The 16,473-nt window shown below is 67.2% G+C and carries 16 protein-coding genes; 6 read left to right on the forward strand and 10 right to left on the reverse strand.

Annotated elements, in window-relative coordinates; all coding sequences use genetic code 11:
- Positions 1–7: 7 nt before the first annotated feature.
- Together ACN2C7_RS05910 and ACN2C7_RS05915 are read right to left on the reverse strand one after the other, a co-directional pair.
- Positions 8–1,666 carry a M10 family metallopeptidase C-terminal domain-containing protein gene (locus tag ACN2C7_RS05910; RefSeq protein ID WP_419320457.1) on the reverse strand — a complete coding sequence of 553 codons (1,659 nt, stop codon included), beginning with the start codon at positions 1,664–1,666 and terminating at the stop codon, positions 8–10.
- A 160-nt stretch (positions 1,667–1,826) separates the two neighbouring features.
- Positions 1,827–2,126, reverse strand: coding sequence for a hypothetical protein (locus ACN2C7_RS05915; RefSeq protein WP_419320459.1), 300 nt, complete (start codon positions 2,124–2,126; stop codon positions 1,827–1,829).
- 161 nt (positions 2,127–2,287) lie between these two features.
- Here ACN2C7_RS05915 and ACN2C7_RS05920 point away from each other — a divergent pair, with 161 nt between their 5' ends.
- The 3 genes from ACN2C7_RS05920 to ACN2C7_RS05930 all read left to right on the forward strand — a co-directional run bounded on the left by ACN2C7_RS05920 (position 2,288) and on the right by ACN2C7_RS05930 (position 3,202).
- Complete coding sequence (locus ACN2C7_RS05920) at positions 2,288–2,425, forward strand: hypothetical protein (RefSeq protein ID WP_419320460.1); 138 nt, start codon at positions 2,288–2,290, stop codon at positions 2,423–2,425.
- A 14-nt stretch (positions 2,426–2,439) separates the two neighbouring features.
- Positions 2,440–2,598: a hypothetical protein gene (locus ACN2C7_RS05925; RefSeq protein WP_419320462.1), complete on the forward strand. Its 159-nt coding sequence runs from the start codon at positions 2,440–2,442 to the stop codon at positions 2,596–2,598.
- A 103-nt stretch (positions 2,599–2,701) separates the two neighbouring features.
- The gene (locus tag ACN2C7_RS05930; RefSeq protein ID WP_419320464.1) at positions 2,702–3,202 is read left to right on the forward strand and encodes a hypothetical protein; all 501 of its coding nucleotides are present in this window, start codon (positions 2,702–2,704) and stop codon (positions 3,200–3,202) included.
- Here the strand turns inward: ACN2C7_RS05930 and ACN2C7_RS05935 are convergent.
- The 7 genes from ACN2C7_RS05935 to ACN2C7_RS05965 form a co-directional block, all read right to left on the reverse strand.
- Complete coding sequence (locus tag ACN2C7_RS05935) at positions 3,199–5,430, reverse strand: CHASE2 domain-containing protein (RefSeq protein WP_419320465.1); 2,232 nt, start codon at positions 5,428–5,430, stop codon at positions 3,199–3,201. The two genes, ACN2C7_RS05930 and ACN2C7_RS05935, sit on opposite strands and share 4 nt — an antisense overlap.
- 57 nt (positions 5,431–5,487) lie before the next feature.
- The gene (locus ACN2C7_RS05940) at positions 5,488–6,837 is read right to left on the reverse strand and encodes a FecR domain-containing protein (protein WP_419320466.1); all 1,350 of its coding nucleotides are present in this window, start codon (positions 6,835–6,837) and stop codon (positions 5,488–5,490) included.
- Positions 6,834–7,568 (reverse strand): response regulator transcription factor, encoded by a 735-nt coding sequence (locus ACN2C7_RS05945; RefSeq protein WP_419320467.1) that lies wholly within the window; start codon positions 7,566–7,568, stop codon positions 6,834–6,836. The genes ACN2C7_RS05940 and ACN2C7_RS05945 overlap by 4 nt, the downstream gene beginning before the upstream one ends.
- Positions 7,569–7,859: 291 nt before the next feature.
- Positions 7,860–10,163 (reverse strand): glycoside hydrolase family 3 N-terminal domain-containing protein, encoded by a 2,304-nt coding sequence (locus ACN2C7_RS05950; protein WP_419320468.1) that lies wholly within the window; start codon positions 10,161–10,163, stop codon positions 7,860–7,862.
- Positions 10,164–10,331: 168 nt separating this feature from the next.
- Positions 10,332–10,691: a DUF6481 family protein gene (locus tag ACN2C7_RS05955; RefSeq protein WP_419320469.1), complete on the reverse strand. Its 360-nt coding sequence runs from the start codon at positions 10,689–10,691 to the stop codon at positions 10,332–10,334.
- A gap of 101 nt (positions 10,692–10,792) precedes the next feature.
- Entirely contained in the window at positions 10,793–11,002 is a 210-nt protein-coding gene (locus ACN2C7_RS05960) for a cold-shock protein (protein WP_062148160.1), read from the reverse strand.
- A 363-nt stretch (positions 11,003–11,365) separates the two neighbouring features.
- Positions 11,366–11,704, reverse strand: coding sequence for a hypothetical protein (locus tag ACN2C7_RS05965; RefSeq protein WP_419320470.1), 339 nt, complete (start codon positions 11,702–11,704; stop codon positions 11,366–11,368).
- 336 nt (positions 11,705–12,040) lie between these two features.
- Between ACN2C7_RS05965 and ACN2C7_RS05970 the strand changes: the two genes are divergently transcribed.
- The 3 genes from ACN2C7_RS05970 to ACN2C7_RS05980 all read left to right on the forward strand — a co-directional run bounded on the left by ACN2C7_RS05970 (position 12,041) and on the right by ACN2C7_RS05980 (position 15,494).
- Positions 12,041–12,712: a response regulator transcription factor gene (locus ACN2C7_RS05970; protein WP_419320471.1), complete on the forward strand. Its 672-nt coding sequence runs from the start codon at positions 12,041–12,043 to the stop codon at positions 12,710–12,712.
- Positions 12,713–12,743: 31 nt separating this feature from the next.
- Positions 12,744–14,150, forward strand: a complete 1,407-nt coding sequence (locus tag ACN2C7_RS05975) for a sensor histidine kinase (RefSeq protein WP_419320473.1) — start codon at positions 12,744–12,746, stop codon at positions 14,148–14,150.
- Positions 14,151–14,273: 123 nt separating this feature from the next.
- A complete protein-coding gene (locus tag ACN2C7_RS05980; RefSeq protein ID WP_419320475.1) occupies positions 14,274–15,494 on the forward strand; it encodes an FAD-dependent oxidoreductase in 1,221 nt (406 codons plus the stop codon).
- Here ACN2C7_RS05980 and ACN2C7_RS05985 read toward each other — a convergent pair.
- Entirely contained in the window at positions 15,464–16,354 is an 891-nt protein-coding gene (locus tag ACN2C7_RS05985; protein ID WP_419320477.1) for a M56 family metallopeptidase, read from the reverse strand. The genes ACN2C7_RS05980 and ACN2C7_RS05985 overlap by 31 nt on opposite strands.
- Positions 16,355–16,473 lie beyond the last annotated feature (119 nt).

Consider the following 16,473-nt stretch of genomic DNA (forward strand, 5'->3'; position numbering starts at 1 on the left):
AATTGTTCTAGCCGCCGATCAGCCAGTCACCGGTCAGGGCCGAGATGTTGACCCCGGAAAGGATGATCTGGTCGCCGCCGCCGAGGTCGATGATGGCGTTGGCCCCGCTCTGATAGAGGCTGTAGGTCTGACCGGCATCCAGCTGGATACGGTCACCCTGGGCGCGGCTGAAGTCGGTGATCAGGTCAGAGCCGGCGCCGGAAAAGCTGTAGAAGATATCCGCCCCGGCCCCGCCGGTGATGTTGTCGGCGCCGCGGTCGCCGGCCAGCCAGTCATTGCCCTCGTCGCCTGACAGGACATCGTCACCCTGGCCGCCGCGGACGATGTCATTCCCCACGCCGCCGTAGCAGACGTCGTTGCCGAGGTTGCCGTAGACGATGTCATCACCGGCGTCGCCGAACAGCTGATCGTTGTTTTGGCCGCCGACAACCCAGTCGGTCCCAGCGCCGCCATAGCCGTAGTCGGCGCCGATATTGCCGTTGATCTGGTCAAAGCCATCGCCGCCCGTGATCGTGTCATTGCCGTCGTTGCCGTCCAAGCGATCGTCGCCGGCCAGACCGTTGAGCGTGTCGTTGCCCGCTTCGCCGCGCAGCCAGTTGGCCGAGGCGTTGCCGGTTAGGGTGTCGACGCCGGAACCGCCGCGGGCGTCCTCAATGGTGGCGCCCATGGCCACCGCGACATTCCCGACCAGACCGCCGACGTCGGAGAAGTGACCCTGGCGAAGGTCGATGACCTGAGTGTTGGAATAGCCCGAGAAGTCGAAGGTGTCCTTTCCGCCCGCGTCCCAGACGGCGAAGATCACCTTGGTGGAGGCTGTGGTGGCCTCGAACCAGGATCGGCCGGCGTTGGAATTGAAGCCGTAGGTCGTGTCGCCGGTGCGGGTGGTCATGTTGACCCCGTATTCCGCTTGCGCGGCCGCTATGTCGTCGAGCTGAGGGGCGGACGCGTATCGGCCGCCATAGCTTGCGCCGGTGTTGCTCTCGCTGAAATAGCTCATCACCGTATACTGGCGAGAGTCCTGATAGTATTCGGCGTTGGCAGAATAGGTGAAGCTGGCCCCGTCCACCGCGTCGTAGTCAGAGGGATGGTCCAAACCGATGGCGTGGCCCAGTTCATGGACCAGGACCGAGCCGCCATAGTTGTTGGCTGTAGGCTCGGTGTTGTAGCCATAGGTGCTGTTGATCCAGACGTCGCCAGAGCGCGCCGTGATCGCCGGGTTGCCCGGAAGATAGGCGAAGGCGACCGCGCCCTCCACACCGCTGGAATAGTTGCCGAACAGCATGGACGCCTGGTTCGAATAGGCTGTTTCTCCCGTCGAGCCTGCGCCGACCCTTATGAACGTGATGTTGGCGACATCCGACCATGAGGTCAGGGCGAACTCTGCCTGCTGGATTTGAGTGGCGTTGAACCGCGAGAACCCGGCCGTGTCGTCGGGCATGGCATCAGGCGCCGTCGAGCGGAAGCCATAGGTCAGGGTGTAGGGTTCGCCGAGGGCCGAGGACCAGCCGGGCGCAAAGCCCACCAGGGTCAGCCCCGCCGTTTCGACGGATAGGCTGGGCTTGCCGTTGACCGTCGTGCCGGTCCGGCCGTCTGCGTTCAGATAGAACTGCGGATCTTCGGACCCCGCCGTGGCGAGAGTTTCGGGGTGCGAGAGGTCAAACGCCATAGCGACACATACTCATGGAAAAGGTCCCCCGACCTAGCCTTGAACCTAGTCCCCCAGCTCTGTCGCTACAACACTGCAACGCTTGCGACGGATGGACGCGCGGACATTGGGCGCCCGCGGCGGTGAACGGAGCGTTACCGTCATCGTCGCCATTCTTCCTCTATGCGGATGCCGGCTTCCAGCCACGGCCCCGCGCTTTGTAGGTGGCTACGACGTCGGTATTGACGCTGATCCCGGCGACGCAGAGGGTGTCGTCGGCGACCAGCGGGGTGCGTTCGGCGTTGGGAAGCACCAGGAAATCGACGCCACCTTCCCTGTACTGGATGCGGACCAGTTCGGCCGCGCCGCGCGAGGCTGCGGACTGCTCGGCAAGGCTGCGATCGCTGTAGGAGGCCGGGGCCTTTCCAGATCGGCCAGCGCCCGCCGCACCATCCGGTCGCAGGCCCATCGCTGGTGTCACCCCGGGCCCTCCTGCGCCTGCAGCCACGCATGGGCGGCCGCCTGGCCAGCGGGTCTGATCACTGCAAGGCATTGTAACGGATTGTAAAAATGGAACCGTAACCTCTGGTGGCATTTCTGCTCATGGTTTCTAACAGCCTCAAAATGGGTCGGGGGTGGGGTATGAAGGGAGTTGCAGCAGGCCGCCGCACGCGGTCCGGTCACAGCAAGATCCAGAGCGTGGCCCTCCCCGATCGGCCGGCGCAGAACCTTGTCCGGGTGCTGCGCGACCTGTGCCGTGCGCGCTCGGGCGTGTGGTGAAGCTGTTGGTCTGGATGCAACATAGGCTCGGCCGCATGGGTCTGGGCCCTGATCCGCACCCTGCCAGACGCTGGATGCTGCGGTTCGCGGCCGCCATCACGGCCAGTCTGGCGCTATGGGCCCTGTTTCTCTGGGTGCTCGTGCTGCTCCTTGACTGGGCGGCGCCACTCTAGCGCGACATGGACGCGATCAACGGGTGACCTCAGCCTCCGAGATGGCTAGTTTCCGTCGCTGATCGGGGTGTCGCCGAGAGACGGCGATGAGGGAGCGAGTTCCATGCGTATCTTGGTCTTCAGCCTGACGGGCGCTCTTGCCTTGAGCGGTTGTGCAACGGCGCCCACGGTGGTGCGTGAGGGAAGTCTCGCGGCCCTGCGCGGCCAGAGCCTGGCGCCGCTGAGCGGTCAGTCGGCGTCCTCTGATGCGGCCCTGGCCACTGCGATTCAGGCCGGGGTTCTCAAGCGTCTGGCGGCCAGCGGCGCGGACGTCTCGGGGGGGCGGCCGCCGGCCTATCTGCTGCAGGTGGGCGTTGGCGTATCGGCGCCGGTTGTTGGGGTCTCCGGCGTCGCCGGGGCCTCGTTCAAGGATACCGCCTGGCGCAGCGCGCCGACCAAGCGCCACTTCTGGAACCGTCGCGGTCCGGCCCATACGGCCACTGCCGTTGTGCTGGATGTCGCCACCGGCAAGCCGGCCGCCTGGGCGACTGTGAGGGCCGACGCCGCCGACGCCGAAGTCACCGCCGATCGCCTGGTCAAGGCGCTGACCACGCCGGCCCCCTAGCCGGGGCGATACTCCGGTAGGCGCAGGGTAAAGGTTGCGCCGGCGCCCGGCGTGCTGGCGCATAACACACCGCCGCCATGACGCGCAGCAGCGGCGTCGACGAAGGCCAGACCCAGACCGACGCCGCCGGCCGCGTCTGAACCGGGCCGGTCGAACCGCTGGAATGCCCGGAACGCCATGGCCGCCTCTTCCGGCGACAGGCCAGGCCCCTGGTCGCTGATGGCGATATCGACGAAGGCTCGGCCGTCCTGGCGGGTCGCGCGCGCCGAAACCTTGATCTCTGAGCCCTCGGGGCTGTACTTGACCGCATTGCCCAGCAGGTTGACCAGGGTGCGGGCCAGCACGCCCCGGTCGCCCAGAACCATCAGCGGCGTATCGCAGCCATCCTGCAGGATCTTGATGTCGCGTTGGCGGCATTGCGGCCACAGCTCGTCAACAGCCTCCACCGCCACGTCGCAAAGATCGACCGGCTCCATGGCCACCGGCGTGACCTCGGCGCGGGCCAGTTGCACGAAGCCGTCGGCCAGGGCCAGGGTGCGGCGGGCGCAGGCAGCCAGCCGGTCCGACACGTCTTCAGGCAGGTCGGGCGTCGTGGCCAGCAGCGCCAGGATCGAGGTCTGGGGCGAGCGCATGTCGTGGGTCAACAACTGCAGGGCCTGCTCGCGCTGACGCATCGCGGCCGTGAGGGTGGTGATGTCGGCCAGGCGCACGATCCAGCCGGCGCTCTCGCCAGCCTCGTCGCGCCGGAACACGGTCTGGGACTGATAGGCGCGACCGTCGCTCAGGTGCAGATCGACCGGCTCGATCCGCTCCGCCTCGGGCGGCCAAGACTCATCAAAGGTGCGGCCCAGGGGCTCCAGGGCGTTGAGCAGGGAGGCCACCGAGGCGCCGGCCAGGGGCAGGTGGGTTCCGCGCAGCAGGGACTGGGCGGCGGCGTTGGCGGCGATCACCCGCCGTCGGACGTCCAGAACGATCGTGGCGTCGGGGAGGCTGAAGAGGGCGTCGGCCGAAAAACGACGCAGGTCCTCGATCCGGTTGATGGCGGCGCCCAGGCTGAGCGCCTGGCGGGCGACGAGATCGCTTTCGAAGCCCTCGGCCGGCGGGGTGTGGGTCACGGGCAAAAGGCGGCTTAGCTCGCGGCCCAGCAGGTCGCTGACCCGGCCCAACTGTCCCCAACCCCAGACCAGCGACACGGTCGCCAGACCGATGATCGTCGCTACGGGCGAAAGCCAAAGGTCGAGGCGCCAGAAGAAGGCGCAGCTCAGAGCCAGGGCCAGGCTCGACAGGCCCAACACCAGCATCAGATTGGCGCGCGGCGGCAGCACCAGCAGGCCCGCCAGCAACAGCCAAAGCAGGCTGAGCGCGAAGGCGATGCGACTGACCAGACCGGCGGGGCGGATCATCGTGCCGCTGCGCAGTCCGTCAAGGATGCTGGCCTGAAGCTGGACGCCGGTCATGCTGGCCGCGTCGGGCGTCACCGGGGTCGGAAAGGCGGGGCCCAGACCCGGCGCGGTCATGCCGACAAAGACGGTGCGACCAGCGATCAGTTCCGATGGGACATCGCCGGCCAGCACGTCGGAGAACGAAAGGCGTGGAAAGCGATCCGGCGCGCCGGCGAAGGGGATCAGCAGGCTGGTCTCAGCGCCGCGCGTGATGTCGCGCGCGTCGAACGCGTGCGTGGCCCGATGGACCACGGTCATCAGGTCCGGACGCAGGTCGGGCCCAAAGGCCTCGAACGGCGCCATGCGCCTGACAACGCCGTCCGCATCGAACATGACATGGACCAGGCCCAGGCCGGCCGCGCCGCGCGCGATGTCTGGACGCGGTCCAACCAGTTGCTGCGGCGCGCCTTCACCCGGGCCGGGCTCGATGAATTGCGGCAGATAGACCCGTCCCGACAGGGCGATGGCGTTGGCCAGGGCGACGTCATCGCTGGGCGTGGCGGCAGGCTGGCTGAACAGCACGTCATAGACAATGGTTCGCGCGCCGGCCTGGCTGAGATGGTCGATCATCCGGGCGTGGGCAGTGCGTGACCATGGCCAGGCGCCCATGTCCCGAAGGCTCCTTTCATCGACCTCGACGATCAGAATCGAGGGATCGACGGGCCGCGCCGAGGCGCGTTGCAGGGCGTCGTAGAGGATATTGTCCAGGCGCGTCGTAAGCGGGCTGGCGGTCAGGCCGGCCAGGGTCAGGCTGGTCAGGGCAGCCACCAGCAGCCAGGTCAGCAAGCGCCGGCGCGGTGACGCGGCCGCCGGGTCAAGCCGTCTTTCGGGCGAGTTCAAGATCTAGCGACCGATCTGCAGCGTCTGCATCGGCCCGACTTTTTCGGCGAAAGTCCCGCCCTTGAAGCGCACCGCGCTGACCCGCCAGCCATAGGTTCCGGGCGGCAGATCGGTGAGAGTCAGTTGCGGTTCGGACAGGCCCGGCTGGTCGATGATTGGCGAGGTCGCGTCGGCGCCCGTGAAGAGCTGGAACCGGTAAACACGCACGCCATCGCCCGCCGCGCTCCAGCGGAACAGGAAGTTGCGGTGCTTGCCCGAGGCCTGGGCGCTGGGCGGCGCTCCCGGCTCGAGCACGTCCAGATCACGGTCGAAGCTGTAGTCAGCGGGCAGCCCCTCAAGGCCGCCGGTATCCAGAGCGGTCAGGCGGACGAAATAGGTGCCGTTGGCGATCTCGCCGAACTCGGCGGCGGGGGCTTGCGTGTCGGCCTCGGCGAAGACCTCGACAAAGCCGGCGTCGCGCGACAGGGCCAGGCGATAGGTTGCCGCGCCCTGCACGGGCTCGACGGCGAAGCGGACGATCTTGTCGCCCTGGCGCTGGCCGCCTTCGCCCAGCTTGGGGGCGGGCAGCAGGGCGATCGGCGCGCTGACGCCGGCCGGCGTAGCGCTGACGCCGAAGCCGGCGGGCACGGGGGGGCTTTCGGTCGAGGCCGAGGCCAGGTCGACGCCGACCGCGCCTTTCAACACCTCGGTCTGGGCCTTGGCGCCCGTCGGGTCCTGGCCGACGCGGAACTCGGTGCCGCGCACCGCCGAGATCGAGACCGGGGTGCGCACCTCGAAACGTCCGCTCGGATTGGGATTGGGCGTGGCCGAGATCGTCCCGCGGCCCCGGTCCATCTGGAAGACACGCTGGGGCGCATTGTTGAGAATGGTCTGGCGCATGCGATCGATACGCAGGCTGGTGTTCGAGGGCAGGGTGACGCGCGAGTCATCGGCCATCTCGAAGGTGGCGAAGCCGCCGGGGCCCGTGATCAGGCGCTGGCCCTCGACCAGCACCATGCCGGCGCGGGCCGGGGCGCGGGCGCCGTTGGTCTCAAGATCCACAGCGCCGCTCACAGCGCTGAGCCGCGCGTCGATGGGCGTGCTCTTCAGCAACCTTGGATCGATTTTCAGCGTCGAGCCTATTCGGAGGGCGCGCGGCCGGGCGATCTGGTTGGCGCGTTGCACCTCCAGATAGTCGCCGGGCTTGTTCAGATACGCGGCCGCCAGGCCGATCAAGGTGTCGCCTGGCCTGATCACATAGGCCACGGGCGTATCGATCGGCGGCGCTGCGAAAGCCGCAGTAGCGGTGGTCAGGCCCAGGATGGATGCGAAGGGGCCGGCAGCGAGAAGAGTTAGGTCGCGCTTGGACGTCATGCTTGGGTCGCTCCGGCTTCGGCGTCCGCTTCACGGCAGCCCTGTGGGTCACAGGCCTCCAGACGATAACCGAAACCATAAACCGTCGTCAGGCGAAAGCCGTTGGCGGGACGAAGCTGCAGCTTTGAGCGCAATCGCGAGACATGGGCATCCAGGGTGCGGGTCTCCAGATCCGGACGCTGGCCCCAGACCCGGCGCAGCAGATACTCGCGCGAGAGGGGCCGGGCCAGGTTGTTGAAGAGGATCGTCGCCAGCTGGAATTCCTTGGGCGTCAGGGCCTCGACATGGTCCTCCCAACTGGCCGTGTGGGCGCCGGGGTCCATGCGATAGGGGCCGTGCTGCTCGACCTGCTGGGTGGTCGAGGGGCGATAGACCCGACGCGCCAGGGCGTTGACCCGCGCCAGCAGCACCTGCGGCTGCAACGGCTTGACGATATAGTCGTCAGCGCCGGCGTTCAGGCCCTCAACCAGATCGGCTTCGATCGAACGGCTGGTCAGCAGCAGCACGGGCGGCGGCGTGCTCAGCATCTCGTCGAGGCGGCGCAGGGTCTCGATGCCGGACAGATCGGGCATGTTCCAGTCGATGATCAGCAGATCGAAGGTCTGGCGGCGCAATTCGGCCAGCAGCCGCTCGGGATGGGTAAAGCTGACGCAGTCGTACCCGGCCGGTCCCAGCAAGCCGGCGACCAGCGCATTGTGACTCTCGTCGTCGTCGAGAAGTGCGACTTTCATGCGCTCACTTGTGGAGGAATAATTCGCGCGCCCCGCTCGAGGCGGGGCGCGCGGCGGTCGTCCGTCTGTCCGGTGGGGGGGATCCAGATGATCGTCCGCCCATTGGGAATACCTTGTTCGCCCTTGCGTCGCGCTAGGCCAAGCAAGGATTTTACAATGGTTTACAGTCGGGTCGAGCCGCTTTTGTTCGGGGGTTGAGCCGAGGCGAGCTGGAAAGGTGTTGCGCGCAGGGGTTGGCTGCCTTCCGCGCAGCATCGGCGGCGATCAGCGACGGTAGCGCAGGCTCTTCCATCATCCCACCGACACCCGGGTGAGCAGCGACGCGGCGGGCTCCATTGCGATGGCCGAGCCGGTGATGGTGAAGCTTCCCTTCAGGCGGATGTCTTCAGAGGACGCGCCGACCAGCACATCAATGCGCCCGGCCTCGACGCGCCATTGGTCGGCGGTCTTCCAGAGGGCGGTCTGCGTGGCATGCAGATGGAAGGTGACCTTGCGGGTCTCCCCGGGCTTCAGGGTCAGGCGCACAAAGCCGCGCAGTTCCTTGACGGGCCGGGCGACCGAGGCGACCGGGTCGCGCATGTAGAGCTGCACCACCTCGTCGGCGGCGATCTTGCCGGTATTGGTCACCGACAGACTGATGGCGGCGGACTGGTCCGGCCCGATGCTGGGCTTGTCGATGGCAAGGTCCGCATAGGCGAAGCTGGCATAGCTGAGCCCGTGGCCAAACGGGTAGAGCGGTCCGATCGCCACATCGTGGTAGCGGGCGCTGTCCTTGGCCAGGTCCGGATCGGCCGGGCGGCCCGAGGGCGTATGGGCGTAGAAGGTCGGGCTGGTCCCGGCGTTGCGCGGCAGGCCAGCGGGCAGGCGGCCGGCAGGTGAGACCTTTCCCATCAGGATGTCGACGATGGCGGGGCCGCTTTCGACACCCAGGAACCAGGTTTCCAGCGCGGCGCCGGCCTTGCCCAGGATATCGGCCAGGGCGAGAGGGCGGCCGTTCATCAGCACCACCACGACGGGCTTGCCGGTCGCCAGCACGGCCTGGGCCAGTTGCGACTGCACGCCGGGCAGGGTGATCTCAGAGCGGCTGCGAGCCTCGGCGCTATGGTCATAGTCCTCGCCGATCACCAGCAGTACGACGTCAGCGGCCTTTGCGGCCGCGACGGCGGCGGGAATGCCCGAGGCGTCGTCCCCGCGCGGCGCGGCGCCGGGCTGGTAGTCGAGGGTCGCGCCGGACTGCTCGCGCAGGGCGGTCAGCAGGGTCTTCACGTCGCCGACCTGTCCCCGTGCGCGCCAAGAGCCTAGGGCCGAGGAGGCGTCGTCGGCCAAGGCCCCGATCACCGCGATGCGCTGGCCCGCCGGTGACAGGGGCAGCAGGCCGCCCTCGTTTTTCAGCAGCACGATCGCCTTGCGCGCCGCCTCGCCGGCGATGGTCCGGTGGGCGGGAGAGTTGAGCTCGGTCTTCTCCCGAGCCGCGTCGCCGAAGCGGAAGGGGTCGTCGAACAGGCCCAGTCGCGCCTTGGTCGCCAGCACCCGGCCGACGGCCTGGTCCAGATAGGGCGTCAGCGAGGGATCGGCGGCGACCGCTTCCTTCAGATGGCCGGCATAGACGCCGCTGGCCATGTCCATGTCGACACCGGCCTTGAGGGCCAGGGCGGCTGCCTGGGTCGGGGTTTCGGCGATCCCATGATTGATCAGTTCCAGGATGGCGTTCCAGTCACTGACCACCAGGCCCTGATAGCCCCACTGGTCGCGCAGCTGGCCGCGCACCAGGGCCTGGTTGGCGGTGGTGGGCACGCCGGCGATGTCGTTGAAGGCGGTCATGAAACTGCCGGCGCCGGCCCGCGCCGAGGCGAAGAAGGACGGCATGTAGACTTCCTGCAGCGTACGCTCAGAGATATCGGCGCTGTCATAGTCGCGGCCGCCGATGGCCGCGCCATAGGCCCCGAAGTGCTTGGCGCAGGCCAGGATCGCGTCCCGGCCCGAGAGGTCGTCGGTCTGAAGGCCCAGGATCTGGGCCTCGGCCATGCGCGAGCCCAGATAGGGATCCTCGCCCGCGCCCTCGACGATGCGGCCCCAGCGCGGGTCGCGGGCGATGTCGACCATCGGGGTGAAGGTCCAGTGCAGGCCGCTGACCGAGGTCTCGATGGCCGCCACCCGCGAGCAGGCCTTGACGATGTCGGGGTCGAAGGTCGCGGCCATGCCCAGCGGCACGGGGAAGATGGTGCGGAAGCCGTGGATCACATCGATGCCGAACAGCAGCGGGATCTTCAGCGGGCTTTCCTCGACCGCCACCCGCTGAAGTTCGCGCAGGAAGTCTGCGCCGGCCACATGAAGGTAGGAGCCGATGCCGCCTCTGCGCACCAGGTCCAGCTGGGCCGCATCGATCCTGGAGTTCAGCGCCCTTTGCCGCCCACCGGGCGCCTGGTTCAGCTGGCCAATCTTCTCGTCCAGAGTCATCTGGGCGATGAGCGTCTTGATCAGGATTGAGTGCCGGGAAAGAGGCGCGCTCGAGGCGCGGGCCGCGCCGGCGAAGGCGAGGGCGGTGACCCCGGCCAGCAGAGCGCGGCGGTTGGGTCCTGTGGCGATTGCCGACATTCCTGGTCTCCCGTAGCGGCCCCTGCAAAGCGGAGCTCTTTGATGTCCATCCGGCCGGGGCCGTAGCGGCGCACTACAGAAGTTCGCAGGTCTGACAACGCTGTCAAATGTTGATCGTAAAAAGGCCGGAATGACCCGGCCTTCATCATGCTTGTTTTGAGCTGTGAGCTAGTTGCGCGCCTTTCGGGCGGCATACTTGCTGTCGCGCTTGGCCTTGGCCTCGGCGCTGGACAGAGCCTTGCGTTCCTTGGTGGCGCCACGCTTGAGGCTGAGTACGGCGGCGGCGCTGTCGGCGATGGCTTGTTCGGCGGCCTGGATCTTGTCGGCCACGATCTGGCGGGCGGCGGCGCGTTCTTCGGCGCGATCAGCGCGAACTTGCTTCAGTTCGGCGGCCTTTACGGCTTCGCGGCTCTCGAAGTTCGGATCGACGACGGCGGGCTTGGGCTTGAACTTCTCAAGCAGCGCCTTCTTGGCGTCGGCGGCGGTCTGGAGTCTGGTGGAGAAGTTGGTGCGCAGAGTTTCGTTCATGAGGCCTCGAATTGTGAAGGGGGAGAACCCCGTGTGTCATTCGAGGTTGATCGTCAGGAAGCCAGGCTGGAGCGCGGGACGAACCCGCGCTCCGATTAGGCTTAGGCAGCTTGAAGCTGGCCGGCCGACATCTTGCCGCTGCGCTGATCGCGCTCGAGTTCGTAGGACAGCTTTTGGCCTTCGTTCAGCGAACCCAGGGTCGAACGCTCGACCGCCGAGATGTGCACGAACACGTCCGCGCCGCCGTCGTCAGGTTGAATGAAGCCAAAGCCCTTGGTGGAGTTAAACCACTTCACGGTACCGGTCGTCATGATGGTCACCTTTCAGGTGAATAGGGCCGCGCGGCTCGAATGTGAGCCGCGTGATCAAATTTTCGGAGAGGATCGTGATGGGCTCGAAGCTCGATCCTGAGATAAAGCGTTGGAGAGCAATCGAACCAAATCGTCATTTAATATGCACACCATACTCGAAAAATATCGGGGGCGCAACGTCTGTAAAATGGAAGAAAATTCGGAACGGTCTTGGAGTTCTGGGAAAATAAAATCGGCCTGGAATATTTTGCACGGCTGAGCCGAAATTTCATCAAGCTTGGTCGGTGCGCATGACGGCAGGTGCGAGACTTTTCTACGGGCCATCGATTTGCACGCGCCAGCGCGCAGGCGCGGCTCGGCCAACTAGGCGCGCGCCGTCTTGGCGACGGCCTTCGCGCGCAGGACCTTGGCCTGTTCCGGCGCGACCTGTTCGAAGATCACGGCCAGGTGCTGCTCCTTGGCGTGGTCGTTGTGCAGGTCCCAGGCCAGCGAGATCGGCAGGCGCAGGCGCGAGCCGCCATCCAGCCGAACCACCAGCACCCGCCAGCTGAAGCCTTCGCCCGCTTCACCGAGTGGATCCTTGAACTCCAGCGGCGCCGGATCGCGCAGCATGAAGTCGCGCTCAGGCCTGGCGTCGAACCAGGCCTTGTCGGCCAGGGCGGTGACGTCGGCGACAACCTTGCCGGAGAGTTTGCGGGCCATGGTGTCGGGGGCTCCTTGACGAGGGCGCTGTGTAGCAATCTCGGTGGCCAAGCGCCATCGCGTCCGGCTCGCCCTCTTGCGTCGGTGGCGGTGGGATCAACGACAAGGGTCTGGTCACTGTCGCCAACCGCAATAGCCCCATCCTTAACGAAGCCGCCCTGAAAGACCTTTGCGCCTGTAACGCCTGCCTGGCAGTGCGGGCGGGACGACTTTTGTCTGTCCAAGGTTTAAGGGACGGACCGTCCCAAAACCGGTATCCATCGCCAAGGATCGCGTCCGAGGGTCGAATCGGGAGAACGTCAGTTTTCCGTTCGTGGGCGCATGAGGGACTGGCTGATGCGTATTCTGATCATCGAAGACGATATCGAGGCGGCGGGCGCGATGGCCCACGGTCTCACCGAGGCTGGCTATGACTGCGTCCACGCGCCCGATGGCGAAGCGGGCCTGAAGGAAGCCGGCAAGGGCGGCTTCGACGTCCTGATCGTCGACCGCATGATGCCCAAGAAGGATGGCGTCGAGGTCGTCGAGACCCTGCGCCGCGAAGGCGACAATACGCCGGTGCTGTTTCTGTCAGCCCTGGGCGAGGTCAGCGACCGCGTGGTGGGCCTGAAGGCCGGCGCCGATGACTATCTGGTCAAGCCCTACGCTTTTGCCGAGCTGATGGCCCGGGTTGAAGCCCTGTCGCGTCGTCGCGAGACCGGCGCCGTGGCCACCACCCTGAAGGTGGGCGAGCTGGAAATGAACCTGATCAACCGCACCGTCCATCGCGCCGGCAAGGAGATCGATCTCCAGCCCCGCGAGTTCCAGCTGCTGGAATTCATGATGCGCCACGCCGGCCAGTCGGTGACGCGCACCATGCTGCTGGAGAAGGTGTGGGAATACCACTTCGACCCGCAGACCAACGTCATCGACGTGCATATCTCGCGCCTGCGCAGCAAGATCGACAAGGGCTTCGACCGCCCCATGCTGCAGACCGTGCGCGGCGCGGGTTACCGGCTCGATCCCTAGGAGATAGGGCGGTCCGCCGCCGAGACCCGTCATGCGTCTGCCGCGCCTTCTCCGCACCACGCCGTTCCGGCTGACCCTGCTGTTCCTGGCCCTGTTCGCGGCGGCCGCCAGCGCGTTCCTGGGCTATATCTATGTGGCCACGGCCGGCGAGGTGAACCGCCGCGCCGACGCCGAGATCAGCCGCGAGATGGAGAGCCTCGAGGCCGCCTATCGCCAGGGCGGCGTCAACGCCCTGAACCAGACCATCGTCGAGCGCGCCACCGGCGAGCGGCCGTTCCTGTATTTTCTGGCCGACAAGACCGGCAAGCGGATTTCCGGCTCGATCGAAGCCTCACCGCTGGATGACTTCGAGGGCGACGGCCCCAGCTGGTCCAGCTTCAAGGTCACCGAGGTCGATCTCGACGGCGCCGAGGTGCGCAACGCCGCCCGTGGCGTGCAGGAGCGCCTGACCGGCGGCGAGGTGCTGTTCGTCGGCGCCGACGTGGCGGCGTCGGAAGGCTATGTCCGCAAGATCGTCCGGGCGCTGTGGGGCGCCGGGGCGCTGGTGATCATCCTGGGTCTGGCCGGCGGTGTCCTGATCAGCCGCAACGTGTCGCGCAGCATGCAGGGGCTGGTCGACCTGGTCGCCGCCGTGCAGGCCGGCGACCTGCACGCCCGCGCCAAGGTGCGCGGCGCGCGCGACGAGTATGACGAGCTGGCCGAGGGCCTCAACGACATGCTCGATCGCATCGAGCGACTGATGGGCGGCCTGCGCCACGCCGGCGACGCCATCGCCCACGACCTGCGCTCGCCCCTGACCCGTTTGCGCGCCCGTATGGAAGTGGCCCTGATCGACGCCGAGAACGGCAAGGGTGATCCGGTCGCGGCGCTGGAAACCGCTCTGCAGGACGCCGATGGCGTGCTCAAGACCTTCAACGCGGTGCTGGCCATCGCTCGCCTGCAGGCCGCCGGTCAGGCGCCCGACCAGCAGAGCTTCGACTCCTCGGAACTGGCCCGCGACATGGCCGAGCTCTACGAGTTCTCGTGCGAGGACAAGGGCCTGGACTTCAAGGCCGAGATCACCCCGGCCCTGAACATCCGCGGCAATCGCGAGTTCATCGCCCAGGCCCTGGCCAACCTGCTCGACAACGCCATCAAATATACCCCGTCGGGCGGGGCGATCATGCTGCGGGCGCGCCGCCGTTCGTCCGGCGAGCTGGAATTCTCGATCACCGACACCGGCCCCGGCGTGCCCGACGAAGACCGCGCCCGCGTCGTCCAGCGTTTCGTGCGCCTGGAGAACAGCCGCAGCGAGCCGGGCGCCGGCCTTGGCCTGTCGCTGGTTCAGGCTGTTGCCGCCTCGCACGGCGGCCGGCTGGAACTGGCCGAGGGGCCGGGCGAGTACAACGGCATGGGCCCTGGCCTGCGGGTCGCCCTGGTGCTGCCCCGGGTCGAATAGCGGGCAGGGCGCCGGTTTAGGCGGCGCACTTCCCCGTAACTGTGGACGAGCGTGGGTTCGGGGTCGAACCGCGCACGGCGCTGGTCCAGAATGGCGTTCCAATTCACGGGCGCGAGGACCGGCGTGACTTTCGAAACCGACGCGATACGCAACCGGCGCGGCTTCCTGGCCGGGCTTGGCGGTCTGGGCCTGCTCGGCGTGGCCGGCTGCGCGCCCGGCCAGATCGCCCGTCCCGGCCTGGTCGCGGGACTGGGCGATTTCGACGCCGTGCCCCGCCTGGCGCCGATCCGGATGAAGCCGGACCGCATCTCGAAGATCACGGTCTGCCTGCGCCCGTTCCGCAAGGCCGGGCCGCGTCTGGATGTCGAGACCGTCGGCGACAAGACCGTGGTCCACAACTATGGCCATGGCGGCAGCGGCTGGTCGCTGTCGTGGGGTTCGGGAACCATCGCGGCCAGGAACGCCATGTCGACGGGCGAGCGCGACATCGCCGTGATCGGCTGCGGCGCCCTGGGCCTGACCACGGCCACCCTGCTGCGGCGGGCCGGGGCCAATGTCACCATCTATGCCAGCGACCATGTGCCCGACACCCGCTCGGCCCGGGCCACGGGCACATGGTCGCCCGACTCCCGCATCGCCGCCGTGGGCTCCACCGGCCCGGGGTTCGAGGCGCAGTGGGAAGAGATGTGCCGGACCTCCTACAAGGCCTACCAGACCTATCTGGGCATGGCGGGCAATCCAGTGGAATGGACTGACCGCTACACCCTGTTCGACGCGCCGCCGGGACCGGGGCGCGCAACGCCGCATGATCCGAAAGGCTTACAGTTCGTCGAGTATATCGAGCGTGTGCGGGACATTACCCCGCGCGGGATGGAGCTGTCGGCCGGCAGCCACCCCTTCCCGACGCCCTATGCGCGGCGCGGGACGTCGATGCAGTTCAACATCGCCGAATACGCCCACCTGCTGATGACCGACTATCTGCTGGCCGGGGGCAAGATCGAGACCATGACCTTCCACACCCCCGCCGATCTGGCGGTGCTGAAGCAGAAGGTGGTGGTCAATTGCACCGGCTATGGCGCGCGGGCGCTGTGGAAGGACGAGAGCCTCATCCCCGTGCGCGGCCAGATCGCCTGGCTGATCCCCCAGCCCGAGGTCAATTACGGCCTCTACTACAAGGGCGTGTCGATCCTGGCCCGGCGTGACGGTATCGTCGTCCAGCAGGTCGGTCAGACCGAGGCCTGGGGCTATGACGACGACAATGAAACCGCCAGCCGGAGCGAGGCCGAGGAGGCCATCGCCACCATCGCGGCGCTCTACGGTCGGCCGAAGCCTCGGGCGGCCTGATCAGCGTACATCCGGTTCATATCGATCGACGGGGCCAGATCGCTATAGACGATCCCGCGCGGGGCGATGCTCCAGACCGCCAGGAAGGACGCCAGACCCAAGGCTGTCAGGGCGATGAAGCCGGCGATCTCGCGTCGGCGGCTGGGCTCGAGGCGACTCAGGAAAGCGACCCGCAGGATCAAGGGGTGCGTGCCCCAGCCGCAGGCCAGCGGCGAGGCGGCGCCAAAGCTCGACACTTTCAGCAGCGCCTTGGCGTAGTCGGCGCGGATGTCGCTTTTCAGCGACAGCACCGTGGCGTCGCACGCCAGTTCCTGGTCGATGCGGGCAAACACCGCGCCGAGATGAACCACAGGATTGCACCAGCCCAGGACCCTGCATCCGGCGATAGCCAGATTGGCGATAGGGTCGCCCCGGCGGATATGCGTGCGTTCATGCAGCAGGATCAGGTCGCGCTCGCGGCTGTTGAACCGCGCCTCGAAGTCATGGGGCAGGATGATCCGGGGCCATAGGGAGCCCATCACGGCGGGGCCGGCCTTGCCCTTGGCCGCCGTGCGCCGGAAGGCGTGCTCCTGCCACAGCATGAAGCCGGCGAAGACTGCGCCCCCGATGAGCCACGCCGCCATAACTTTCATCGCCAGACCCGGCGCCAAGGGCGCGGTCGGAGCGCCGACTTCCAGGGTCTCTGCGAGGCTGGGAAAGACGCTTGCGGCGGCGGCGACAGGCACGATCGCCCACAGCCCATAGGCGAGGCGGGGACCAAACAGCTGGCGGACCGGAAGGCGGAGCAGCAGCACCAGCACAACGCCGGCCGCCGCCGCGATCTGAACCCGCGTCAGCGCCAAGGCGAGCAGTTCGAACATCATCGCGTTCCCCGTCGATGCGCCACCCGTTCCGTCCCGCCGGGTTCAGCGCTGCAATGGTTACAACTGTAATATCGCGCGTCAAGCGTGTGTCTTGCCCAGGTCGCGCCAGCGGGCCA

The sequence above is a fragment of the Caulobacter sp. ErkDOM-E genome, assembly GCF_048541895.1.
In the GTDB taxonomy this organism is placed as follows: Bacteria; Pseudomonadota; Alphaproteobacteria; order Caulobacterales; family Caulobacteraceae; genus Caulobacter.